Here is a 21,925-nt window from a genome sequence, read left to right as displayed (position 1 = left end):
ATCGAAGTTGCTGGCCCTGGGGGCAAGGCCCAGGTGACGCGCGAGGTCGATGGCGGCCTGCAGACGATCGAGGTCAAGCTTCCGGCCGTCGTCACATCAGATCTGCGCCTGAACGAGCCGCGCTACGCGTCGCTGCCGAACATCATGAAGGCGAAGAAGAAGCCGCTCGACAAGAAGACGCCGGCCGACTTCGGCGTTTCCACCGCGCCGCGTCTGAAGGTGCTGAAGACCGAGGAGCCGTCCGGCCGCAAGGCGGGCGTCAAGGTCAAGTCGGTTGCCGAGCTGGTCGAGAAGCTTAAAGTCGAAGCCGGCGTGCTTTAAAGGTTCGAGAAAGGGAGATATATCCATGGCCATTCTTCTTCTGGCTGATCACGACGGCAACCACCTTTCCGACCAGACCGCCAAGGCGCTGACGGCGGCGACACAGATCGCCAAGGAACAGGGAAGCGACGTCACCGTGCTTGTCGCCGGCGCCGGCGCCAAGGCCGCGGCCGAACAGGCTGCCAAGCTGTCGGGCGTGTCCAAGGTGCTGGTTGCCGAGGACGCAAGCCTTGCCAACAATCTGGCCGAGCCGCTGGCCGCCCTGATCGTTTCGCTGGCCGCAAGCTATGATACGATCATCGCCGCCGCCACCTCGACCGGCAAGAACGTCATGCCGCGCGTCGCCGCCCTGCTCGATGTCGCGCAGGTCTCCGAGATCATCGAGGTCGTCTCCGCAGACACGTTCAAGCGGCCGATCTATGCCGGCAACGCCATCCAGACGGTGCAGGCGACCGACGCTAGACGAGTCATCACCGTGCGCACCGCGTCGTTCGCCTCCGCTGCCGAAGGCGGTTCTGCCCCGGTCGAAGCTATTGCGGCCGCGGCCAACCCTGGCCTGTCGAGCTTCGTCAAGGACGCGCTGTCGGCCTCCGACCGTCCGGAACTGACGTCTGCGAAGATCATCATCTCCGGTGGCCGTGCCCTCGGCTCGGCCGAAAAGTTCAAGGAAGTCATCCTGCCGGTCGCCGACAAGCTCGGGGCTGCCGTCGGCGCCTCGCGCGCTGCCGTCGATGCCGGCTACGCCCCGAACGACTGGCAGGTCGGCCAGACCGGCAAGGTCGTCGCTCCTGATCTCTACATCGCCTGCGGCATCTCGGGTGCCATCCAGCACCTCGCCGGCATGAAGGATTCGAAGGTCATCGTCGCCATCAACAAGGACGAGGAGGCGCCGATCTTCCAGGTCGCCGACTACGGCCTCGTCGCCGATCTCTTCGACGTCCTGCCGGAACTGGGGCAGTCCGTCTAGCCGCGCGTTAATGCGACCTTTCGATCGGGTGGGGCTGGGAAAATCACGGGTTTAGGATTTGGAATGGCTTTGGCTCGGCTGCGGCGGAAATATAGAGTGGGTGGGACGGGTACCCGCCCGCCGTGACCTCAAGCGCGTAGAGCTTCGATGTTGCAAGCATTCGACAAACGCCGGAGGCTCTATCAAGGTAGGCGCCATGCCTTCCCCAACCGCAGACGATGCGCTCGCAGCTTTCGGGCATTTTACGCAAGTAGCGATCGTTTTCCGGCCCCACGGGGTCCGCGCATTCGTAGATCAGTCTTGGCTTGGGCGATCGGAGAGCAAAGAGATTTCCGATAACAAGACCACCGAACCCCCATGATTTTGCAAAGGCGATACATCTGCGAAGCGTCGGATCGACGCTGTGGGCGTCGGCGGTGGACGGATTGAGCATCAGGAAGCCAACGGCTTCCTTCCGAGGGTCCCACTGTCGCTCCAGCCGGTATCGGTAGCAGCCACATTCTGAAAACAGTGCAGACGAGATGGTGAAGTCGCTCATTCGCCTTTCCGTCATCTGCCAATCCTGATGCGTTGCCAGACCGGGCGCACCCACTGCTTCAGATGTTCTCCCAGGGGAAAGAGTCCAGCCGCTCCGCCCCACGGGATGTGACAAGCACTTGAGTTTCCAGCTTTATGCTCTCCGAGCCTGCCTCCGCGATCAGACTTTCGACATTGAGAACCATGTTCTCTTCAATGAAACCGCCGAAGTTCTGGTCGAAATCGGGGTGGAGCAGGATGCCGGGCCATTCGTCGGCCATTCCTGTCCCATGCACTGCCAGAGTATAGCGATAAGGCTGGTACTTTTCAGGAATGCGCCAGCTCCTTTCGTTGAATTCGACGAATGTCATGCCGGGACGAATGATCGACAGGTTGTGCTCGATCTGGTCCCGTGCTGCGGAATAAAGCTCCCTCTGCCTGTCATTCATTGCCACATGGCCGCAGGTCCATGAGCGCGAGAGGTCGGCGCAATATCCGTACGGTCCGATCATGTCGGTATCGAAAGAGATCATCTCGCCGCGCTTTGTCACGTAGTCGGAGCACTCCTGGTACCAGGGATTGGTCCGTGGGCCGGCGGTCAACAGCTTCGTCTCGAGCCACTCGCCGCCGCTTCGGGCGTTTTCAAAGTGTAGCTCCGCCCAGATTTCACGCTCGGTTCGTCCGGGCTCGGACATCTCGTACATGCGAGCCATGCCGGCTTCACACACCCGGATCGTCCAGCGCATCAGTTCGATTTCTTCGGGGCTTTTGATCGAGCGCGCTCGTTCGGCCAGTTCCTGGCCGTCGAGCAACTGAAAGCCGCGCTTTCGAAGCTCGGATGCCGGCGCTGGTTCCAGCCTGTCGACCGCTAGCCTCTTGTTGCGACCATGGGACGTCAGGATATCCGCGATCTCGTCGGCCCAATCCTGCATCCTTTGCTCGACCAGATTGCCTGACGTGAAGAACAGGAAGGATTTCGACGTCCGGATTTCGTCGATACCGGGAAGGCCGTCATTGACGTGCTCCGCGCCCTCGAATTCGAACATGATTGCCGGGCCATCAGCCAGAATGAGTGCATATCGGGAGGGATTATGCATCGTCCAGATGCTCATGTTCGATGAATCGAACGCATAACGGATGTTGACGGGATCGTATAAGAGCAGCGCCGAACAATCCCATTCCCGCATTTTCGATCGAAGGCGGTTCAGACGATATCGCCGCGCGGTATCGAGCGTCTGGAGGGGGATCGGACTGATGAGCGGCCGGTCGGCTCCTGCCGGATTGAGATAGGCCTGCTTGCGTTCGTCCTTGAATACCGAGGAGCCCTGGTCGGAAATGCCGTCGCTGAGCAGCATGGTCGATCCCTCATTGTTGTCGAAGGGTAGGGTGCCGGACCTCTGCCGGCCCTAGCGGTCAATCACCAAGTCGCTGAGAGGCTTGGAGCAGCAAGGCAGGAACAACCCGGCATCGATCTCTCTTTGCCTTATGCCGCCATTGTGGTTCATGTCCACCGCACCGGAAACCAGCTTCGACTTGCAGGTGCCGCAGACGCCGTTGGAGCAGGATGACGGCAGCCGCACGCCCGATTTCTTGGCGCAGGAAAGCACCGTCTGGTCGTCTGCGACCGCTATCTTTTTCGATTGTTTGGCGAACTCGACCTGGAAAACCTTGTTTGGCATCGTGGCCTCGCCGATGGCCGCCGGTTCCTCGATGATGGCGGCATCGAAGCTCTCTTCGATGTAGCTCCCCTGGGGCACGCCGAGTTGTGCGGTGATCGAGCGTGCCGCGGCCATGAAAGGTGCTGGACCGCAGCACATCACGGTTCTTTCCGCGATATCCGGCACGGCGAGCTTCAGGAATTCGGGCGAGATGCGCCCCGTCAGCCCCGGCCAGTGTGGCTCTCCATCGACGCTTTCGGGCAGAAACTGCAGGCGAAGACCCTTCATTCGTGCTGCAAGACAACTCAGCTCATTGCGAAAGATCAGGTCGACCGGCGAGCGGGCAGCATGAAGAAAGACGATGTCGGCAGGTTCGCAGCGATCCGCCAGACCGCGCAGAATGGACATGACGGGCGTAATGCCGGAGCCGCCGGAAAGAAGCAGAAGCTTCGGCGCGGCAACGCGCGGGCAGACGAAATAGCCGAGCGGGCCCTGAGCCTTCACGGTCATCCCGCTTTGCATGTTGTCATGAAGCCAGTTCGATATTCTTCCATTCACGACGCGCTTCACCGTCACGGTGAAAGCGTTGGAGCGGTGCGGTGACGAGGAGATGCTGTAGCAGCGGGCCTCGGCGTCATCGCCAATCGGGAAGTCGAAGAGGAAATATTGCCCGCCATCGAAGCTGAAGCGCTTGCCTTGCGGCGACGCAAAGGTGAAGCTCTTGACGTCGTGGGTTTCCTGATGGACGTCCAGGCACACCAGTGTGTCGTCGTGCTCGGGATCCCATGTATCGCGCGAGACAGAACCGTCCTGCTTCTGTGCGAAATCAATATCCATTTGCGCGCATCCGATCGATATACCAGGTTGCGAACTTGTCGAGGTTCGTCTCCGAGAATTGCGAGTAGGGGCCTGGCAGGTAAGCAGGATCGAGCGCGCCGGCATGGGAGCGCGCCACCAGGTCAGCGTCCTGGTCGGTTGTTGCAATCCAGACGTCAGTGAGCTTGTCATGATCGTAATCGACGCCCTCGATTGCATCCTTGTGCACCAGCCACTTCGTCCGCACGAGCGTCTTGCCAGCCGACAGCGGGATCACGATGGCGATCACAGCATGATCGCCCATGAAGTGGTTCCAGGAGTTGTGACCCCAGAGATGGGTGTCCCCCAGGTCCTTCCGCGTCATCTGGCCGAGCAGCCGCGATGATGCGGCGGTGGCGTCATGGGTCTGGGACTCGCCTGCGCCGGCGATGATCAGCCTTTGCGTGCGGAAATTCGTTGCGCAGTCGGAGAGTTGCTCGACGGCGGCAGATGGGAAGCCATCCGCCTCCCATGCCCTGGTCCGCTCCTCATACAGCCGGAAATGCTCTTCCGCCTGCGCGCGATCCTCCGGGCTCAAGGTTTCCGGGTCGAAGCCGAAGTCGAGATCGACGAAGGACACGCAGAGCTCGGGATGGTTTGCCGAACAGTGGTAGCACTCACGATTGTTCTCGATCGTCAGCTTCCAGTTGCCGTCCTCGATCACGTCTGTCTGATGCGCAACCTTCGCATTGCGGATGTCGTAGGGAGCAAGGCGCTCGACCATCGTGCGTTCGAGGACGTCGATGTCCTCTGGTGGGGTGTCGGAAAGGCAGGCATAGATAAGCCCGCCGATCGATTTGAAGGTCACAGGCTTCAGTCCGTGACAGTCCTTGTCGAAGTCCTTGCCCATGTGGGGAGCATAGCTGAGCTCTCCCGTAAGCTCGTAGGTCCAGGTGTGGTAGGGGCAGACCAGCTTTGAAACGATCGTTTTTCCTGCGTCCAACAGGCGCGAGCCGCGGTGGCGGCAGACGTTGTGCAACACCCGAATGTCGCCGTCGTCATCTCGCAAAAGGATGAGGCTCGTCTTGCCGATGTCGATGACAGTGGCATCGCCAGCTTCCGGCACGTCGCAGTCGAGACCGATGCAGATCCAGTGTTTGTGGAAGAAAACGTCGATGTCCGCTTCGAAGACGTCTTCACGCGTATAGAGACCGGCGGGCAGCGAGTGCCCGTTCGTGCGAGCGTCGAGAAGGGCGGAGATGGAAGAGGGAAGTTTGTTTAGCATGAGAGCCCCTTATGCTTGCCTTCATGCAGACTGCTCTTGCTCCCAAGGCTCTTCAACGGCATTAATTCTCACGTTCGCATAATGAATGGTAATGTGACGGGGCATGAAATGCAGTTTCGCAGGCGTTTGCCGTCGATGACGGCGCTGATCATGCTGGAAGCGGTCCTTCGCCGAAAGAGTTTTACCCTTGCGGCAGGCGAGCTCGGGGTTACCCAGGCGGCCGTCAGCAGGCAAATCGCGCTGCTGGAAGAAGAGCTGGGGCAGCCGATGTTCGTGCGCAAGCACCGCGCGATCGAGCCGACTGCCGCCTGCCTCGTGCTGGGTGCGTCGCTCGCGCAGAGTTTCTCGAACATTTCCGATGCGATCGATGCCATCAAGGGGGCGGCCCAGGATGTCGTCACCATCGGCGCGACCGTGGCTTTCTCGTCTTTCTGGTTGCTCCCCCGGCTCGCCGATTTTCGCGCTCAGAATCCGGGCATTCAGATCCGCGTGATCTCCCAGGATGCGAAAATCGATCTGGACAGCGGTGCCGTCGATCTTGCCATCCGTTTCGGGCTGCCACCTTTCAACGACGCAACGGTGATCGCCTCGCGCGGCGATGTCATAATGCTCGTCTGCTCGCCGGACTACCTCGACCGGCGCGGCAACGGCCCATTGGCCGCGACTGACGAGTTCATCGAGACCGATGCTGAAGACCGATCCTGGCTGTCGTGGGGCCAATGGCTCGCCGAACTTGGCGTGCACTTCGAGGTGAAGCCGTCTCTGCGCTTCAGTCACTACACGGAGACGATCTTCGCTGCGCGCGCCGGTCAGGGGGTTGCGCTTGGCTGGGGCACCCTTGTTCAGACATTCCTTGATGACGGCACGTTGGTGGCACTCGATGAGACGAGACTGTCCCCGGAAGGCCGGTACAATGTCCTGCTGCCATTGAAATCCAGAAGGACGGTGGCGATCGACCGGGCCTCGTCGTGGCTTACCGCTGCGCTTCACAAGTGATGGTGCTGCCGTCCTGAGCGACAATGGCCATTGGCTTCAGTCGTGCAAGAAATCTGACACCCGGCCATTTCTTGCGGAGCCAGGCGCGCTGGCCGGGCACCTGCGAGCACGTTTGAAGCCATCCCTAAATTGTCGTTGATATCTAGCGTCCGAGCTTCCTTGAGCAGATCCAGGAAGAGGAAATTCGACCTGTGACTTGACTGTCTATCATATGTCTACATAATGTCTTCCAAAAGGAGATCCAATGATTGACGGCATGATCACCGACCCTCCAAACATCGACCGCAAGGCGAGCCTCGGTCTTGCGCTGCGACAACGGATCCTGACCATGGAGCTTGCTCCGGGCGCGGTCCTGGACGAAGTGGCGCTCAGCGAGGAGTTCGGCCTGTCGCGCCCGCCGGTGCGAGAGCTGATGCGCCAGATGGCCGGCGAAGGCTACATCGAGTTGGAGGCCAACCGGGCCGCTAGGGTCAGCTCGATGAGCTACCAATCCCTGCGGGATTTCTTTCTTCTGGCGCCGATGATCTACATCACGGCAAACAAGCTTGCCGCCGAGAACCGGACCCGGGCGGAACTCGACGCTCTCAAGCAGATCCAGCAATCCTTCCAGAAGGCGATCGATGCCAACGACGTGGAAGGTCGCGTGTTCTACAACGATGAGTTTCATCGCCAGCTCGGCGAAATGGCTCACAACGTCTATCTCGTTCCGAGCCTTCGCAGGCTTCAGATCGACCACGCCAGGATCGGGAAGATCTTCTACACGCATCCAAATACGCCGCGTATGCAGGAGGAGCTCGAACTTGCTTCCAGGCAGCACGAGGAAATGATCGAAGCCGTCGAACGGCGTGACGTCGACGCTGCAGGTGAGCTTGCGCGCCTGCATCTCGAACTCTCTCGCAGAAACATGGCGATGTATGCCACCCCGGAGGGTCTCGAGGCGCCGACGCTCTAGAGGCCGACATCGCGACCTCATCGGCGGGCTTGCCGGGGGGTAAGATTCTGATCAAGCGGCGCGCGACATTCGATCTTCGCGCGGCCGAACAATGCGGGCTGCTCACGGCAATCTTGCACGAGCTTCCGACAGGTTACCCCAGGAGGATCAAACGAATGTCAGAGTTCCAGTTTCCAGGCCTCAATCTCGCGATCACCACGCCTTTCGACGACGCGGGGCGGATCGACTACATCAGTCTGGAACACAACATTGAGCGATATCTGGCGGCTGGCGTTCGCAGCTTCCTCCTCAGTTCGGGGACAGGCATGCACGTCTATCTTTCCAAGGAGGAATCCGAGGGGCTGATCAGACGTGGCGCGCGGATCGTGAACGGTCGGGCCAAAATCATCGCCCAAACCTCTGCGCTTCTGGTTGAAGAGGCTGTCGAGCGCACGGCGCGCGCCCGCGATGCCGGCGCCGAAGGCGTGATGGTTCTTCCGCCGTTCTTCGAAGGGCCGACCGACGACCAGGGCATCGTCGACTTCTATGCCGAGGTTGCCGAGGTTGGCCTTCCGGTGATCGGTTACAACGTTCCGCAGGCTGTCGGTGTCGCGATCACGCCGGAGCTATTGCTCAAGTTAAGCGAAATTCCCGGCTTTTGCGCCGTCAAGGATAGCGGTGGGGATCTCGGCAAGCAGGCGGAACTCATTCGCACCGGCAAGTTCGTCATGAATGGCGCAGACAATCTCGTTCCCTACGCGCTTTATGCCGGCTGCCACGGTCTGATCTGGGGAGGCGCGAACTTTGCGCCCAGAACATGCCTTGCAATCGTCGATGCCGCCGCCAGGGGGAACTGGGCTGAGACCCGTGAGCTCTGGAAGCTGCTCGAGCCAGTGATGGCCCTTCTTTCAAAGGGCGACTACGTTCAAACCGTCTATGCTGCCGCGCATCTGGCCGGATACGGTGCCGGGTCCCCGAGAAAGCCCCTGCGCGCGCTTTCTTCCGATTGCATTCCGGCGCTGCGACAGTCGATCGAAACGCTCATCGAGCGGGAGGCGATTTGACGTGCCGCGCACTTCCAACGAGGTCTTCGTCGCATCCAGGCTTCCGAAATGCGCCGGTGTTTCAGGCTGGGTGGCGACGCTCCCGTCGCGAAGGCCGCATCCAGCGCTGCATGGTTCGTCTACCGCTGATGTCGCGATCATCGGCGCCGGCTTTGCCGGCCTTTCCGCGGCCCGGCGAATTTCGCGCCTCGACCCCTCCGTAGGTGTTGCGATCCTGGAAGCAGGGATCGTCGGTGAGGGGCCTGCAGGTGCGAATTCGGGCTTCATCATCGATCTTCCGCACGAGGTCTCCGCCGACGATTTCAATGGAGAATCCGAGGACAGGTTCAGGCAGTCCGTGCTGATACAGCGCTCGGCGATTGCCTTGGCCATGGAAATGGCCGTCGAATATGGCTGGGGCGGCGACATTTTCGACCCGTGCGGGCGATATAGTGTCGCGATCAGTCCCGAAGGCGACAAGCACCTCACGGATTACGCAGCGCGTCTTTCCAGGATGGGCGAGGATCACCGGTTGCTGAGTGCCGGCGACATTGCGGCCGTGACCGGATCGTCCGCCTACACGTCCGGTCTCTTTATGCCCGGTACGGTTATTGTTCAACCGGCCGCCTACATTCGCGCTGTTGCCGACGGCTTGAACGAGCCGATCAGACTTTACGAGCAGACGCCGGCGCTTTCGTTCGAGCGTTTCGGGAACGGCTGGCTCATCAAGACGCCGCAGGGCTCGGTGCAGGCGGAAAAGATCATCCTGGCAAACAATGGTCACGCGGAAAGCTTCGGTTTCTTCCGGGGGCAGCTTTTGCATGTCTTCACATACGCCTCGCTTACCGAAGAGTTCGATCCCTCCCGCCTTGGCGGAGAACGGAAATGGGCGGCAACGCCAGCTCTGCCGATGGGAACCACCGTTCGCCGTATCAACACGACAGGCGGTGACCGGATTCTGATCCGCTCGCGTTACAGCTACAATCCGGGCATAGAGGTGAATGACGCCGCGATCGTGCGGGCCGGGCACCTGCATGACGGGAAGTTTGTTCAGCGTTTCCCCAGCCTCCATGGTGTGGGAATGCAGCATCGCTGGGCGGGCGCCATGGCTCTGACACGCAATCATGTCCCGGCCTTTGGCGAAATCGCGCGCAACGTGTTTGCCGCATGCGGCTGCAACGGCCTTGGGGCCTCGAACTCGACGGCATCGGGAATTGCTGCCGCCGAAATCGCTCTGGGTCACGAGTCCGAACTCGGCCGGGTCTACGCCAGACTGGCCGCGCCGACAGCACTGCCGCCGCAGCCGCTCACAACGATCGGCGCCAAGCTCCATCTTGCGTATCGCGAATGGCGTGCCGGGGCAGAGTGATCGCCGGGTCCGTCCTAAATTTTTTTAGTACTCTAAAGCGCCAAGCCATCGGCCTCGTTAGAGAAAGCCGCGCTGGAGCTGGGTGCGCGCCACCGCTTGTGGCCCTCGATCATTCGCTCTTGGACGACGCGAGCCCCAGCCGGTCGCCATCGTTGATCTGCACCTTTCCCCGCTTTTCCAAGGCCAATTTTGGACACCTCGCTCCCGTTTTTGCGGACAATGAAATGGAAAAATACGAAGTTGTATCAATCACATATATACAAGTTCCTCTGAAATTGTATTTCCATGGAACTTTTATTGTGTACTCAAAGTACACAATTTATTGACAGCATATTAGATGCGTGCCATGTTTAAGCCATAGCCCAACCAACGGCGTGGAGTGACGCATGGCGAAGACCGTGAAGAGCAACCTGTACGAGGACTTGAAACGTCAGATCCTGACGATGGAGCTCGATCCAGACGCCGATCTCGACGAAGCCAGCCTGAGCGAACGCTATGGCCTTTCCCGGACGCCGGTGCGTGACATCTTCAGGCGGCTGGCGGGCGAGGGCTATGTCGACATTCGCGAGAACCGCGGCGCGCGCGTCATTCCGATGAACCACGCCACCCTCAGAAACTTCTTCCTGGTCGCGCCGATGATCTATGCGGCCATCGGTCGTCTGGCGGTGCAGAACTTCAAGTCACAGCAGCTGGCAGACTTGAAGCGGACGCAGGATCGCTTCCGCAAGGCGAGCGCGAACGGCGATGCGCTGGACATGGTCCTCGAGAACAATCGTTTCCACGAGATCTTCGGTGAGATGTCGGCAAACGTGTACTTGCAGCCAAGCCTCGGCCGTCTGCTCATCGACCACGCCCGAATTGGCCACACCTTCTTCCGACCGAAGAACGAAGACATGAAGCGCAGACTTCAGCTGGCGGTCGAACACCATGATGCATTCATCGAAGCGCTTTCGGCGCACGACGAAGATGCCGTCGTCGATCTCGTCTTCGAGCACTGGGAATTGTCCCGCGAGAACATGGAGATGTTCATCGCGCCGCAGGGGCTCAAGGCGGACGTCCTGATCGGCAGTCCCGCCGCCAAAACATTGGAGAAATCACAGTGAAGTTCGAGGGGATCTATACCCCGGCCATCACGCCGCTCGATGCAAGCGGACAGATTGACCGGAAGGCTTTCGCGGCGGTGCTGGAGTCTCTGATCGAGGCCGGGGTTCACGGGATTATCGTCGGCGGATCGACCGGCGAGTACTACGCCCAGACAAGCCAGGAGCGCTTCGACCTGGCGTCCCATGCGAAGGACGTCATCGCAAACCGCTTGCCGCTCATCATCGGAACGGGCGCGACCAGGACTGAGGATTCCGTCGAATACGCGAAGGCCGCCAAGGAAATCGGCGCCGATGCTATCCTCGTTTCCACGCCTCCCTATGCGCTCCCGACCGAGCGGGAAAATGCGGTTCACGCGCTCACCATCGACCGTGCGGCCAATCTGCCGATCATGCTTTACAACTACCCGGCTCGTATGGGCGTGGTGATGGGCGAGGAGTATTTCTCGCGCGTCGGCAAGTCGAGGAATGTCGTCGCCATCAAGGAAAGTTCCGGCGACATGAGCAACCTGCATCTGCTCGCCAGGAAGTTCCCGCATATCGCGCTTTCCTGTGGCTGGGACGATCAGGCGCTGGAGTTCTTCGCGTGGGGCGCAAGAAGCTGGGTTTGCGCGGGATCGAATTTCCTGCCGAAAGAGCATGTCGCTCTCTATGAGGCCTGTGTGGTCGAGAGGAATTTCGACAAGGGCCGCGCCATCATGGCCGCGATGTTGCCGCTGATGGACTTCCTCGAATGCGGCAAGTTCGTCCAGTCGATCAAGCACGGCTGCGAGATCATCGGCCTTGGGGCCGGTTCGGTGCGCGCGCCGCTTCGCCCGCTCAATTCGGAAGAAAAGCGAACACTCCAGACCGTCGTTGCCACCTTGAAGCGCACGGTCGGCCAGATCACGTCGGGAGCCAATTGTCATGCATGAACCATTGACCGCCGCCGAATACAGGGCGATCGCAGCCGACATACAGTTTCCGACGAACGCGTTCATTGATGGCGCATTCCGTCCGGCACGCTCTGGCAAGACTTTCAAGTCCAGCAATCCCGCAACCGGCGAGACCCTTGCCATAGTTGCAGCCTGTGACAGCACGGACGTCGATTATGCCGTACTCAAGGCGAGGGAGGCGTTCGATGATGGCCGCTGGCGGCTGCGCTCGCCATCCGAGCGCAAAGGCGTGCTCTTGCAGCTTGCCAAGCTGATTGAGCGCAATCGTCACGAGCTTGCCGTGATGGAAAGCCTCGATAGCGGCAAGCCGATCCGCGAGTGCCAGACAGTCGACGTGCCTGATACCATTCATACGCTGCGCTGGCATGCCGAGCTGGTTGACAAGCTCTACGACAACACGGCGCCCGTCGGATCGAATGCGCTGACAATGATCGTGCGTGAGCCTGTCGGCGTCGTCGGCTGCGTTCTGCCCTGGAACTTTCCCCTCCTTATGCTTGCATGGAAGATCGGCCCCGCTCTCGCTGCGGGATGCTCCGTCGTCGTCAAACCCGCTGAGGACACGACGCTGACGACGCTTCGCATCGCCGAGCTTGCTCATGAGGCGGGCATCCCCGCCGGCGTCTTCAACGTCGTCACCGGAAGCGGCAAGGATGTCGGCGAGCCACTCGGCATGCACATGGACGTCGATATGATCGCCTTTACGGGTTCGACGCCGACGGGGCGTCGCTTCCTGCGCTATGCGGCGGACTCCAATCTGAAGCGCGTGGTACTCGAATGCGGCGGCAAGAATCCGGCAGTCGTTCTCGACGACGCTGAAGATCTCGACCTTGTCGCCGAGCAGGTCGTCAATGGCGCCTTCTGGAACATGGGCGAGAATTGCTCGGCCACATCGCGGCTGATCGTGCATGAAAGGGTCAAGGACGAGCTGCTCAACCGGATCGGCGCTTACATGCGTGAATGGAAGACCGGCGACCCACTCGACCCGGAAAACCGCATCGGTGCCCTCGTCAACAAGGCTCATTTCGAAAAGGTCGCTTCCTTCCTCGACGATGCGAAGAAGGAAAAGCTTTCTGTCGCGCACGGCGGCAAGACGCGCGACGGCATCTTCGTCGAGCCAACGGTGGTCGAAGGCGTCACCCCGTCCAGCCGGCTTTTCAAGGAGGAGATTTTCGGGCCGGTTCTCTCGGTGACGACCTTCAATTCCATCGCCGAGGCGATCGCCCTCGCCAACGACACGAATTACGGTCTGACGGCTTCGATCTATACCGGAAGTCTCAAGAACGCGATCAAGCTCTCACGCGAAATCCGCGCAGGCGTTGTGACAGTCAACTGCTTCGGGGAAGGGGACGCGACGACTCCGTTCGGCGGCTACAAGGAGTCCGGCTTCGGCGGTCGCGACAAGTCCATCTTCGCCCACGACAATTACTGCGAGCTGAAGACGATCTGGATCGACGTTTCCGATCGCTCGGTCGACGAGACGATCCGATGACGAAGACTGTGGTCAGACGGCTTCCTGCTGAATCCGGCGTCTCTGGCTGGGAGGCGATCAGCAACCGCATCGCCCCCATGCGGACGCTCGAAGGCAGCGTGGCGGCCGACTGGCTCATCGTCGGCGCGGGGTTTGCCGGATTGTCCGCGGCGCGACGACTTTCGCAAATCCGACCGCACGACAAGATCGTCGTCATGGAAGCCGGCGAGGTGGCAAAGAGCACGGCAGGCCGAAATTCCGGTTACATGATCGATGTGCCGCACAACCTCTCGGCGGGCGAATATTCCGGCGCCAGCGAAGCGGCAACGACGCTTGAGATGGCGCAAAACCGCTTTGCGATCGATTTCGCAAAAAGTGCTGCGGACGAATACGGGATGTCCCGGGAAACATTCGACCCGTCGGGCAAGATCAATGCCGCTGCAACGGCGAGGGGAATAAGGCTGAACGTCAGCTATGGCGAGTCGCTCCGGCGCATCGGCGAAAAGCACATGTTTCTCGATCGAGCCCAAATGCGCGAGCTCACAGGCTCGGACTACTACCTTGGCGGCCTCTACACGCCCGGTGCGGTCATGATCCAGCCAGCTGACTACGTCCGCGGCTTTGCGGCCGGGGTCGGGCAACGTGTGACGATCTTCGAGCGCTCGCCTGTGACGGAACTGCGGCGTGAGGGAGGGACCTGGACCGCCAAATCGCCAAACGGGGCAGTCACAGCGCCGAAGGTCATCCTGGGCGTCAACGGACATATCGAGGACTTTGGCCATTTTCGCGGACGGCTGATCCATATATTTGCCTACGCCTCGATGACGGCACCGTTTGCCGCGGACGATGCTGCGCACGCAGCTTCCGGACAAGACCGGTGGGCCTTGCTCCCGGCCGATGCCATGGGAGCGACGGTTCGCAAGATCACATCGAACGGCCTTTCGCGGATCGTGCTTCGGACGAAATACACCTATGACAGAACGATCACCGTCACCGACAAGCGCCTTGCCAAGCTCGCGGCCGCTCATCGTCGGTCGCTGGATGCGCGCTTTCCGAAATTGACCGATTTGCCGTTCCAATACAGTTGGGCCGGACGTCTCTGCCTCAGTCGCAATCATGTGCCGGCCTTCGGCGAAATCGACGACGGCTTGTTCTCGGCCTGCTGCGAAAATGGCCTCGGGACCGTGAAGAGCACGCTTGCCGGCGTGCTGGCGGCCGAGCTGGCGACAGGAACCGGATCGGAACAACTCGACAAATACATGGATCATGCGGCGCCCACGAGACTGCCGCCCGAGCCGCTGGCATGGCTGGGGATCAATTCTGTGATCCGGTTGCAGGAATTGCGTGCAGGCCGCGAGGGATGATCCCTCGCCGCGCAATGTGAAGACTGAGGCTACCCGCACGTCTTCAATGAAAATGGGAACAAAGAACTAGGAGTAAGAGCAATGAAGGCTTTGTGGAAAGCGCTCTGCGCGGCTGCGATGGTCGGGATCAGCATTCTTCCTGCCCGGGCGGAAGAAAAGACGATTACGATGGGCACGATGTCATGGGAAGACCTGACGCCCATCACCGGTATCACCAAGAAGGTTCTCGAAGACGCCGGCTATACCGTCAAGGTGACCGAGTTCTCCGAATGGGGCATCGCCTATGCTGCTCTTGCCAAGGGCGACATCCAGGTTCTCACCTCGCAGACAGACTATGTCGCTCAGGATTACTGGAACAAGAACAAGAGCCGTCTGGAGAAGATCTCACCGGTTTCGCACGGTCTCTACCAGGGCATCGCCGTCCCGAAATACGTTCCGATCGACTCTCTGGAACAGCTCAATGAGAACGCCGACAAGTTTGGCGGCAAGATCATCGGCATCGAGCCGGGCGCCGGCCTGATGCGGGACTCCTCCAACGCCGTCAAAGACTACGATATCAAGTTGCAGCTTGTCGAAGGCAGTACGGCTGCAATGACGGCGGCGCTCAAGTCGGCCTATGACCGCAAGGAATGGATCGCCGTCACGATCTGGGAGCCGTCATGGATGGTCCAGAAATACGAGGTGAAGTATCTCAAGGATCCGAAGGGCGTCTTCCCTCCGCCGCAGAGCTACTACTGGATCGGCCAGAAAGGCTTTTCCGAAGAGAACCCTCACGCCCGTGAGGTCATGGCAAGCGTCTACGTCCCGATCGCCGACATCACCGCCATCAACGGCGAGGTCAAGGACGGCAAGACAATGGATCAGGCCGTCGAGGGCTGGATCGCAGCGCACGCTGACCTGATCAAACGCTGGGAAAACATCAAGAAGAACTAGTTGCGCAGGGCCGTCCGATCCGGTCGGACGGCCTTTGAAGCCCAACGAGAAAAGCCAGCACCAATTGGCTCAAGGGGATCGCTATGAAAGCCGCAAATGCCGATACCAATGAAGTCCTGATTGACTGCCAATCCCTCTGGAAGGTCTTTGGAGACAAGTCTGCCGCCGCCATGAAATCGATCACCGAGCGCGGCCTTGGCAAGAAGGACGTGCTGAAGGAGTTCAACTGCGTCGTCGGCGTTTCCAACGCCAGCCTGCAGGTCCGGCGCGGCGAGATCTTCTGCATCATGGGCCTGTCCGGCAGTGGAAAGTCGACGCTCATCCGATTACTCAACAAGCTGATCACGCCAAGCGCCGGAAAGGTGTTCGTAAAGGGCAAGGATATTGCCGCCTTGTCTCCGGGCGACCTCCGGCAGATGCGCGCCAAGAACATCGGCATGGTATTTCAAAGCGTTGCTCTGCTCCCGCACCGTACGGTGCTCGAAAATGCGGCCTTTGGGCTGGAAGTTCAGGGCATCCCCAAGCCCGAGCGCAACAAGACCGCCAAGGCTGCGCTGGAGACGGTCGGCCTGGCAGACTGGGTCGACCGTTACCCGAAGGAATTGTCCGGCGGCATGCAGCAACGCGTCGGCCTGGCCCGCGCGCTTGCCTCCGATCCGGAAATCATCCTCATGGACGAACCTTTCAGCGCGCTTGATCCGCTGATCCGTCGCCAGCTTCAGGACGAGTTTCGCCAACTCACAAAATCGCTCGGCAAGTCCGCCGTCTTCATCACCCATGACCTCGACGAAGCGATCCGCATCGGCGATCGCATCGCCATCATGAAGGATGGCGTCATTATCCAGACAGGTACCGCCGAGGAGATCATTCTCAATCCGGCGGATGACTATGTCGCCGAGTTCGTCGCAGGCATATCGCGACTTCACCTGATCAAGGCGCACTCCGTGATGCACAGCGTCAGCGAGTTTCAGCGCAGGGAGCCACACAACGACATCTCATCGCTGGTACGAACCACGCCGGACGCCGACATCGACGAACTGATCACGTTGACCATGCAGACAGACCGCGACGCTATCGCCGTCGTCGACAACGATCAGGTTGTCGGCGTCGTCACGCCGCGCAGCCTCCTCATGGGCGTCAAGGGCACCTCCAACAGCGATCGCGTGGCCGCCTGATCGCAGAACGGGAGCTGAGTGACATGGACATATCAAGCTTCACAGACATCTTCGACGAATGGACAGACACCGCGCTCGAGTGGGTAAGCGAAAACGGAGAATCCCTCTTCGACTACGTCAGGTGGGTTCTTGAGGGCCTCTACGATGGGATCCTCTGGTTGCTGCAGCTTCCGCCATTCTACGTCGTCGCAATCGTGGTGGCGCTGGTGGGCTGGCGGCTGGTGAACGCCTGGTTTGCGATCCTCAGTGGCGTTGCGCTCTTCCTCTGCTTTTCCATGGGGCTCTGGTCCGAGACGATGAGCACCCTGGCACTGGTTCTGACGGCGACGGTGATTGCGCTCGCGGTCGGCATCCCTGTCGGGATACTGGCAGGCTTCTTTACGGCACTCGACCGGTTCATGGAACCGGGTCTGGACCTGATCCAGACGCTTCCGCCGTACATTTATCTCCTGCCTGCCATCGCGCTCTTGGGCTACGGCCCGGCGACAGCGCTTATCGCCACCATCGTGGTTGCCATGCCGCCGGCAATCCGGCTGACCTCGCTTGGTATCCGCATGACGCCAAGGGAGTTCATCGAGCTTGGTGAGGCAAGCGGAATGCGCCCGAGCCAGATGTTTTTCAAGATCCGCCTGCCATTTGCTCTTCCCAGTATCATGGCTGGCATCAACCAGAGCCTGATGATGGCGTTCGGCATGGTCGTCATCGCCGGCATCGTCGGGTCCGGCGGCCTTGGCGAAACGATCTACGGCGCGATCCGCACGCTCGACATCGCGACATCCATCAACGGGGCGATCGCCATCGTCGTTCTGACCATGGTCATCGACCGCATGACCCAAAGTGCGGGCCGGCTTGGCGCAGGGAGGCATTCATGAACCCTTCGATACTCGAGTTTTCGCCCGGGGCTTTCCTCGCTCCGGCGGTCGACTGGCTGAACACGAACCTGCACCCCTTGTTCGCTGCAATCAGCTATGTGGTGGAGGCCGTCCTGTCGGCAATCGAGGCAGCGCTCCTGTTCGTCCCGCCTTTCGCCCTTATTGCGATTGTCGTCGTCGCGGCCTTCCTTGCGGTCAATCTTCGCGCGGCTATCCTTGCCGGCTTGTGCCTGGGTTTTTGCCTGATCGTGGGGCTTTGGACGGCATCGATGCAGACCGTCGCACTGGTGACGGTCGCCGTCTTGATCTCCGTCCTCATCGCGTTTCCGATTGGCGTCCTCTGCTCGCGTTACAAGACCCTCGAAGCCTTCGTGCGCCCAGTTCTCGACGTAATGCAAACCGTGCCGCCGTGGGTCTATCTCATCCCCGCTGTGATGATCTTCAGCCTTGGGCGGGTGCCGGCCATCATCGCAACGATCGTCTACGGTATACCGCCGATGCTTCGATTGACGACTTTGGCATTCAACCAGGTGCCGCACGAATACGTCGAGCTTGGCAGCGCCATCGGAGCGCCCCCTCGTTCCGTGCTCTGGAAGATTGAAATTCCGCTCGCCAAGCAGACGCTCTTGGTCGGCCTCAACCAATGCATTCTTCTTTCCCTGGCCATGGTCGTTCTGGCGGGCCTGGTGGGGGCAGGTGGCCTTGGCGCCGAGGTGACGCGCGGTCTGACCCGCATGGAAATGGGACTGGGCTTGCGCGCGGGTCTCGCAATCGTGGCTGTTGCTCTCTTGCTCGATCGAGTGAGCCGTGGTCTTTTCGATCGCGACAGAGGACCTCGGGCGGCCTGACATGAAGGAGATTGAGATGCGACCAGAAGGCTATCGGCAGGCAGGAGCCGTCGGCAAATCCGCCAGCCGACTGAAGGTTGGTTTTGTTCTTGCCCGGTCTTTCACGCTTTCGGCGTTCGCGCTCTTTGTCGATACGCTGCGGCTTGCCAGCGACGAGCATGATCGTTCCGGACGCGTGATGGCGGACTGGCAGGTGCTCGGAAGTACGAGGCACCTGATCGCCTCCAGCTGTGGCGTGCAGGTGGCCCCGACGTCGGATTTCGTGGACCCGGCGAGGTTCGATTACATTGTGGTCGTTGGTGGGCTTCTCACGGCGAAGGATCCGGTCGACCACGATACGATCAGGTTTCTCAAGCGTGCGGATGCCGCCAAAATCCCGTTGATCGGTCTCTGCACCGGATCGTTCATTCTTGCCGATGCGGGACTGATGGCCGCCCACGAGACCTGCGTGAGCTGGCTCCACTACAAGGAGTTTCGCGAGCGCTTTCCCGACCTCGCCGTGCGGTCGGATCGGATATTCAATCTGGATCGGCAACGCGGCTCCTGTGCCGGTGGCAGCAGTGCGGCCGATATCGCGGCAACCCTGGTGCGGCGGTACATCAGCCGGGAGGCCGAGAGAAATGCCTTGGAGGTCCTCCAGATCGAGAAGGCGCGGTCCGCCGGCGACATTCAACCCCGGCGCCCGCTACACGACGACTACGAAGATAACCGCGTCAAGGCGGCAATGATCCTGATGGAGCAGCATGTCGAGGGGGGCATGACCATTCCCAGGCTCGCGACGTCGGTTCGCCTGTCGCGGCGACAGCTCGAGAGACTGTTTTTGGAGAAGGCGGGGATGTCTCCCGCGAAAGCCTATACGCGCGTTCGAATGGAGAGGGCACGCGCGCTGCTTGTGCAATCGAAGGCCTCCCTGATCGAAGTCGCGCTCGATGTCGGATACGAGAACGCCTCCCACTTCACCCGCACGTTCAAACGCATATTCGGCCAGACGCCAACGCAACTTCGTGCCTCTGCACTGGGGTTTCAATAGATGCGCAAGGTCGGAACAATCAGCGAGTTGTGGCGCTACCCAGTCAGTTCCACCGCAGGCGAACTGATCGAGCAATGCGAGGTCACGGCGACCGGTGTCGTCGGCGATCGCCGGCTTGCGCTCGTTGATGCAGCGACGGGTGTCGCTGCTCATCCTGAGCGCGACAAGCGATGGCAGAAAGCGATCTTCGTCAGATCGAGGACCATCTGGGATGGCACCGTGGAAATCAAGTTGCCGGGCCACGACTGGCTGTCCGTCGATGCGCCGGGGCTGACGGAAGCTCTCACGGGGTTCTTCGAGTTCGAGGTAACTGTAAAGCCCTATGAACGCGCAAGGCCGGCGGATGATCGAACCAACTTCGCCATCGACCGGTATGACGTTTCACCGCTTCACCTTCTGACAAGCGCGTCGGTCGACCAATTGAAGGCCATCCATCCCAACGGAGATCCCGACCGGCGCAGATTTCGCCCGAACATTTTTCTTGAAACCGAGCCGGATCTCTCCGGCTTCGCCGAATTGCAGTGGGTCGATGCACCTGTCCGTCTCGGACATGTCCGCGCAACGGTGATTGCACCGACCAAACGATGCGGGTTTACGATCATCGCTCAGGACGGACTGGAGAACGATCCGGAAATCCTCCGAAATGTGATGAAGTTTGGTAACCGCAACATGGGCGTCTACTGCCGACCCAACGAGCCAGGGGTTGTCCGTGTTGGAGATGCCGTTTTCATTTCCGCATGACCGTCCGGCTGCATCCCTCAGCTTAAGGCTGTCATCCTCGTTGAACCTTTGGGCCGCCAGCGAAGGCCGACATGACCGATCAACACTGAACGAGAAACCAGCGGGATTGAAACTTCGCCTTGGCGAATGAGTAGTTTTCAAGCTCACACCCGTTTGCAGTCCTCGCCAAGGCCGTGGCCAGCGCCACGTTGACGTTGCAACGAGGCGCTGAGACCTGAGAAACATCAGCCAATTGCTACTGGCAAACGCGCATGCTCTCCATATGCCATCCACCATCGTAGGCATTCGGCACCCGCCGGTCTTCGAACCAGCAACGCGGCGGTGGTGGAGGCGGCGGATCGATGTAGCGCGGCTCGCTGTTGTTTACGATCGCGCCACCGATCAACCCACCGATGACGCCGGCAGCCAGACCACCGGCAATCGCGGCGCCATTGTCGTGATGGTGATGGCGTCGCGGTGGAGGCGGCGGATCGTCATAATGTGGCCTTCGCCACTCCTGGGCAGACGCAGGCGCTGCCATCGGCAATAGAGCGGCAACGCCGCAAGAGGCCATGACTGCCCAGGTAAGTATCGTTTTCATTGCAACTCCGATATCGGGTAGTGGATTTGAAAAATTGCTTAAGGTGGCCGGATCACACACCAGCGACCTTATCCTGGTTCTTGGTGTCAAAGTCGGCGGCATCATGGCGCGCCTCAACAAGAGCCCAAACGGGAGTAAGGATAGCCAAATGTCGCCTGATGAGCCTTCAACCAGTCAAGCCTTCTTCGAACTCCTTGCGCAAAGCTTTCTGCGTGCTGTCGGCCGACCGCTTGTTGAGCCAGGGCAGGGAGCCGAATGGCTCTACCTTGACGCCCCTTTTGTGGTTGTCGCTCACAATACCGAGCCGGATCCTCGGTTCATTTATGCAAATCTCACGGCACAGCGATGTTTCGGATACTCGTGGGACGAGTTTACGAAATTACCTTCTCGATTATCTGCTGAAGCTCCGGATCGACTGGCGCGCCAGGCACTTCTCGATGCAGTCGCACGGCAAGGATTTATCGCGAATTATCGTGGGCTTAGAGTTCGCAAGTCCGGCGCGCATTTTTGGATGGAGGACGGGCTCGTCTGGGAACTGCGGTCAGAAGCCGGAATTCGGCTGGGGCAGGCTGCCACGTTCTCCAGCTGGACGGAAGCATAAGCTTATTGGGGAGCGCACCGGGACCAATGGCATGCCGGATTGCCTGGCCAGTGACTTGGAGTTCCACGGCAATCACCTGGTGTTTGCGCCGTTGATGTCGGCATGAAACTCGCGAGACGGCACTTACCCATTCGTCTCCTCGTGCATTGCGATTGCGTCCCTGCTTCTTGCTTTACCAACCACGCCACGTCGAAAGTGCGATCGAGACGCCTTTGCAGAATTTACGGAAACGGAGTCGAGATCGAGGCGGTTGTGATCGGATCAGCAACGTGCCTGCCGTAGGGGTTGATGGCGCCGGGAACGATGAGAAGGCGTGCGGCGTAGCCCTCGGCGCGAACGCATTGCAAATCGCGCAAGAGGCTTTGACACACATGGGTCAAGAATCGGTGGTCCTTGA

The 21,925-nt window shown here is 60.1% G+C and carries 22 protein-coding genes; 17 read left to right on the top strand and 5 right to left on the bottom strand.

Annotated elements, in window-relative coordinates; all coding sequences use genetic code 11:
- Window positions 1-321 (top strand): electron transfer flavoprotein subunit beta/FixA family protein (locus tag AS026_RS00655; protein ID WP_425349738.1); only part of this gene is annotated, 321 nt, incomplete at its 5' end.
- A gap of 25 nt (window positions 322-346) precedes the next feature.
- Window positions 347-1,288 carry an electron transfer flavoprotein subunit alpha/FixB family protein gene (locus tag AS026_RS00650; protein WP_062368328.1) on the top strand — a complete coding sequence of 314 codons (942 nt, stop codon included), beginning with the start codon at window positions 347-349 and terminating at the stop codon, window positions 1,286-1,288.
- 43 nt (window positions 1,289-1,331) lie between these two features.
- Here the strand turns inward: AS026_RS00650 and AS026_RS00645 are convergent, their stop codons facing one another.
- The 4 genes from AS026_RS00645 to AS026_RS00630 are packed head-to-tail and all read right to left on the bottom strand — an operon-like array spanning window position 1,332 to window position 5,542.
- On the bottom strand, window positions 1,332-1,826 hold the full coding sequence (locus AS026_RS00645) for a DUF1643 domain-containing protein (protein ID WP_082728398.1): 495 nt from the start codon (window positions 1,824-1,826) through the stop codon (window positions 1,332-1,334).
- Window positions 1,827-1,884: 58 nt separating this feature from the next.
- Window positions 1,885-3,159, bottom strand: a complete 1,275-nt coding sequence (locus tag AS026_RS00640; RefSeq protein WP_062368327.1) for a M24 family metallopeptidase — start codon at window positions 3,157-3,159, stop codon at window positions 1,885-1,887.
- A 51-nt stretch (window positions 3,160-3,210) separates the two neighbouring features.
- The gene (locus tag AS026_RS00635) at window positions 3,211-4,299 is read right to left on the bottom strand and encodes an FAD-binding oxidoreductase (RefSeq protein ID WP_062368326.1); all 1,089 of its coding nucleotides are present in this window, start codon (window positions 4,297-4,299) and stop codon (window positions 3,211-3,213) included.
- A complete protein-coding gene (locus tag AS026_RS00630) occupies window positions 4,289-5,542 on the bottom strand; it encodes an aromatic ring-hydroxylating oxygenase subunit alpha (RefSeq protein WP_062368325.1) in 1,254 nt (417 codons plus the stop codon). Before AS026_RS00630 ends, AS026_RS00635 begins: the two co-directional genes overlap by 11 nt.
- A 108-nt stretch (window positions 5,543-5,650) precedes the next feature.
- Here AS026_RS00630 and AS026_RS00625 point away from each other — a divergent pair, with 108 nt between their 5' ends.
- From AS026_RS00625 to AS026_RS00560, 14 genes are all read left to right on the top strand, one after another.
- Window positions 5,651-6,538, top strand: coding sequence for a LysR substrate-binding domain-containing protein (locus AS026_RS00625; RefSeq protein WP_192303475.1), 888 nt, complete (start codon window positions 5,651-5,653; stop codon window positions 6,536-6,538).
- 244 nt (window positions 6,539-6,782) lie between these two features.
- Window positions 6,783-7,490 carry a GntR family transcriptional regulator gene (locus AS026_RS00620; RefSeq protein WP_062368323.1) on the top strand — a complete coding sequence of 236 codons (708 nt, stop codon included), beginning with the start codon at window positions 6,783-6,785 and terminating at the stop codon, window positions 7,488-7,490.
- Window positions 7,491-7,645: 155 nt separating this feature from the next.
- Window positions 7,646-8,533, top strand: coding sequence for a dihydrodipicolinate synthase family protein (locus AS026_RS00615; RefSeq protein ID WP_062368322.1), 888 nt, complete (start codon window positions 7,646-7,648; stop codon window positions 8,531-8,533).
- A 1-nt stretch (window position 8,534) separates the two neighbouring features.
- The gene (locus AS026_RS00610; RefSeq protein ID WP_062368321.1) at window positions 8,535-9,881 is read left to right on the top strand and encodes an NAD(P)/FAD-dependent oxidoreductase; all 1,347 of its coding nucleotides are present in this window, start codon (window positions 8,535-8,537) and stop codon (window positions 9,879-9,881) included.
- Between the two features lie 386 nt (window positions 9,882-10,267).
- Window positions 10,268-10,984 carry a GntR family transcriptional regulator gene (locus AS026_RS00605; protein ID WP_062368320.1) on the top strand — a complete coding sequence of 239 codons (717 nt, stop codon included), beginning with the start codon at window positions 10,268-10,270 and terminating at the stop codon, window positions 10,982-10,984.
- Window positions 10,981-11,895 carry a dihydrodipicolinate synthase family protein gene (locus tag AS026_RS00600; protein WP_062368319.1) on the top strand — a complete coding sequence of 305 codons (915 nt, stop codon included), beginning with the start codon at window positions 10,981-10,983 and terminating at the stop codon, window positions 11,893-11,895. Before AS026_RS00605 ends, AS026_RS00600 begins: the two co-directional genes overlap by 4 nt.
- Window positions 11,888-13,405 carry an aldehyde dehydrogenase gene (locus tag AS026_RS00595; RefSeq protein WP_062368318.1) on the top strand — a complete coding sequence of 506 codons (1,518 nt, stop codon included), beginning with the start codon at window positions 11,888-11,890 and terminating at the stop codon, window positions 13,403-13,405. The genes AS026_RS00600 and AS026_RS00595 overlap by 8 nt, the downstream gene beginning before the upstream one ends.
- Window positions 13,402-14,748, top strand: a complete 1,347-nt coding sequence (locus AS026_RS00590; protein WP_062368317.1) for an NAD(P)/FAD-dependent oxidoreductase — start codon at window positions 13,402-13,404, stop codon at window positions 14,746-14,748. The genes AS026_RS00595 and AS026_RS00590 overlap by 4 nt, the downstream gene beginning before the upstream one ends.
- A gap of 81 nt (window positions 14,749-14,829) precedes the next feature.
- Entirely contained in the window at window positions 14,830-15,681 is an 852-nt protein-coding gene (locus AS026_RS00585) for a glycine betaine ABC transporter substrate-binding protein (protein WP_062368316.1), read from the top strand.
- A gap of 83 nt (window positions 15,682-15,764) precedes the next feature.
- On the top strand, window positions 15,765-16,856 hold the full coding sequence (locus AS026_RS00580; RefSeq protein ID WP_062368315.1) for a quaternary amine ABC transporter ATP-binding protein: 1,092 nt from the start codon (window positions 15,765-15,767) through the stop codon (window positions 16,854-16,856).
- Window positions 16,857-16,879: 23 nt separating this feature from the next.
- Entirely contained in the window at window positions 16,880-17,728 is an 849-nt protein-coding gene (locus AS026_RS00575) for an ABC transporter permease (RefSeq protein WP_062368314.1), read from the top strand.
- The gene (locus AS026_RS00570; RefSeq protein WP_062368313.1) at window positions 17,725-18,576 is read left to right on the top strand and encodes an ABC transporter permease; all 852 of its coding nucleotides are present in this window, start codon (window positions 17,725-17,727) and stop codon (window positions 18,574-18,576) included. The genes AS026_RS00575 and AS026_RS00570 overlap by 4 nt, the downstream gene beginning before the upstream one ends.
- A 16-nt stretch (window positions 18,577-18,592) precedes the next feature.
- Complete coding sequence (locus tag AS026_RS00565; protein ID WP_062368333.1) at window positions 18,593-19,606, top strand: GlxA family transcriptional regulator; 1,014 nt, start codon at window positions 18,593-18,595, stop codon at window positions 19,604-19,606.
- Complete coding sequence (locus AS026_RS00560) at window positions 19,607-20,347, top strand: MOSC domain-containing protein (protein WP_062368312.1); 741 nt, start codon at window positions 19,607-19,609, stop codon at window positions 20,345-20,347.
- A gap of 235 nt (window positions 20,348-20,582) precedes the next feature.
- Here the strand turns inward: AS026_RS00560 and AS026_RS00555 are convergent, their stop codons facing one another.
- On the bottom strand, window positions 20,583-20,867 hold the full coding sequence (locus AS026_RS00555) for a hypothetical protein (RefSeq protein ID WP_245307279.1): 285 nt from the start codon (window positions 20,865-20,867) through the stop codon (window positions 20,583-20,585).
- A gap of 208 nt (window positions 20,868-21,075) precedes the next feature.
- Here AS026_RS00555 and AS026_RS00550 point away from each other — a divergent pair, with 208 nt between their 5' ends.
- Window positions 21,076-21,528 carry an MEKHLA domain-containing protein gene (locus AS026_RS00550; RefSeq protein ID WP_062368332.1) on the top strand — a complete coding sequence of 151 codons (453 nt, stop codon included), beginning with the start codon at window positions 21,076-21,078 and terminating at the stop codon, window positions 21,526-21,528.
- Window positions 21,529-21,925: the final 397 nt, after the last annotated feature.

The organism is Rhizobium altiplani (genome assembly GCF_001542405.1).
In the GTDB taxonomy this organism is placed as follows: Bacteria; Pseudomonadota; Alphaproteobacteria; order Rhizobiales; family Rhizobiaceae; genus Rhizobium; species Rhizobium altiplani.
The sequence above is the reverse complement of the archived record's forward strand: the minus strand, read 5'-3'. Positions and strand labels throughout refer to the sequence as shown.

Excerpts from the sequence above, each read along its gene's own strand:
- AS026_RS00650 (WP_062368328.1), top strand. The coding sequence starts at position 347 with ATGGCCATTCTTCTTCTGGCTGATCACGACGGCAACCACCTTTCCGAC.
- AS026_RS00645 (WP_082728398.1), bottom strand. The coding sequence starts at position 1,826 with ATGAGCGACTTCACCATCTCGTCTGCACTGTTTTCAGAATGTGGCTGC.
- AS026_RS00640 (WP_062368327.1), bottom strand. The coding sequence starts at position 3,159 with ATGCTGCTCAGCGACGGCATTTCCGACCAGGGCTCCTCGGTATTCAAG.
- AS026_RS00635 (WP_062368326.1), bottom strand. The coding sequence starts at position 4,299 with ATGGATATTGATTTCGCACAGAAGCAGGACGGTTCTGTCTCGCGCGAT.
- AS026_RS00630 (WP_062368325.1), bottom strand. The coding sequence starts at position 5,542 with ATGCTAAACAAACTTCCCTCTTCCATCTCCGCCCTTCTCGACGCTCGC.
- AS026_RS00625 (WP_192303475.1), top strand. The coding sequence starts at position 5,651 with ATGCAGTTTCGCAGGCGTTTGCCGTCGATGACGGCGCTGATCATGCTG.
- AS026_RS00620 (WP_062368323.1), top strand. The coding sequence starts at position 6,783 with ATGATTGACGGCATGATCACCGACCCTCCAAACATCGACCGCAAGGCG.
- AS026_RS00615 (WP_062368322.1), top strand. The coding sequence starts at position 7,646 with ATGTCAGAGTTCCAGTTTCCAGGCCTCAATCTCGCGATCACCACGCCT.
- AS026_RS00605 (WP_062368320.1), top strand. The coding sequence starts at position 10,268 with ATGGCGAAGACCGTGAAGAGCAACCTGTACGAGGACTTGAAACGTCAG.
- AS026_RS00595 (WP_062368318.1), top strand. The coding sequence starts at position 11,888 with ATGCATGAACCATTGACCGCCGCCGAATACAGGGCGATCGCAGCCGAC.
- AS026_RS00590 (WP_062368317.1), top strand. The coding sequence starts at position 13,402 with ATGACGAAGACTGTGGTCAGACGGCTTCCTGCTGAATCCGGCGTCTCT.
- AS026_RS00585 (WP_062368316.1), top strand. The coding sequence starts at position 14,830 with ATGAAGGCTTTGTGGAAAGCGCTCTGCGCGGCTGCGATGGTCGGGATC.
- AS026_RS00580 (WP_062368315.1), top strand. The coding sequence starts at position 15,765 with ATGAAAGCCGCAAATGCCGATACCAATGAAGTCCTGATTGACTGCCAA.
- AS026_RS00575 (WP_062368314.1), top strand. The coding sequence starts at position 16,880 with ATGGACATATCAAGCTTCACAGACATCTTCGACGAATGGACAGACACC.
- AS026_RS00570 (WP_062368313.1), top strand. The coding sequence starts at position 17,725 with ATGAACCCTTCGATACTCGAGTTTTCGCCCGGGGCTTTCCTCGCTCCG.
- AS026_RS00565 (WP_062368333.1), top strand. The coding sequence starts at position 18,593 with ATGCGACCAGAAGGCTATCGGCAGGCAGGAGCCGTCGGCAAATCCGCC.
- AS026_RS00560 (WP_062368312.1), top strand. The coding sequence starts at position 19,607 with ATGCGCAAGGTCGGAACAATCAGCGAGTTGTGGCGCTACCCAGTCAGT.
- AS026_RS00555 (WP_245307279.1), bottom strand. The coding sequence starts at position 20,867 with ATGGCAGCGCCTGCGTCTGCCCAGGAGTGGCGAAGGCCACATTATGAC.
- AS026_RS00550 (WP_062368332.1), top strand. The coding sequence starts at position 21,076 with ATGTCGCCTGATGAGCCTTCAACCAGTCAAGCCTTCTTCGAACTCCTT.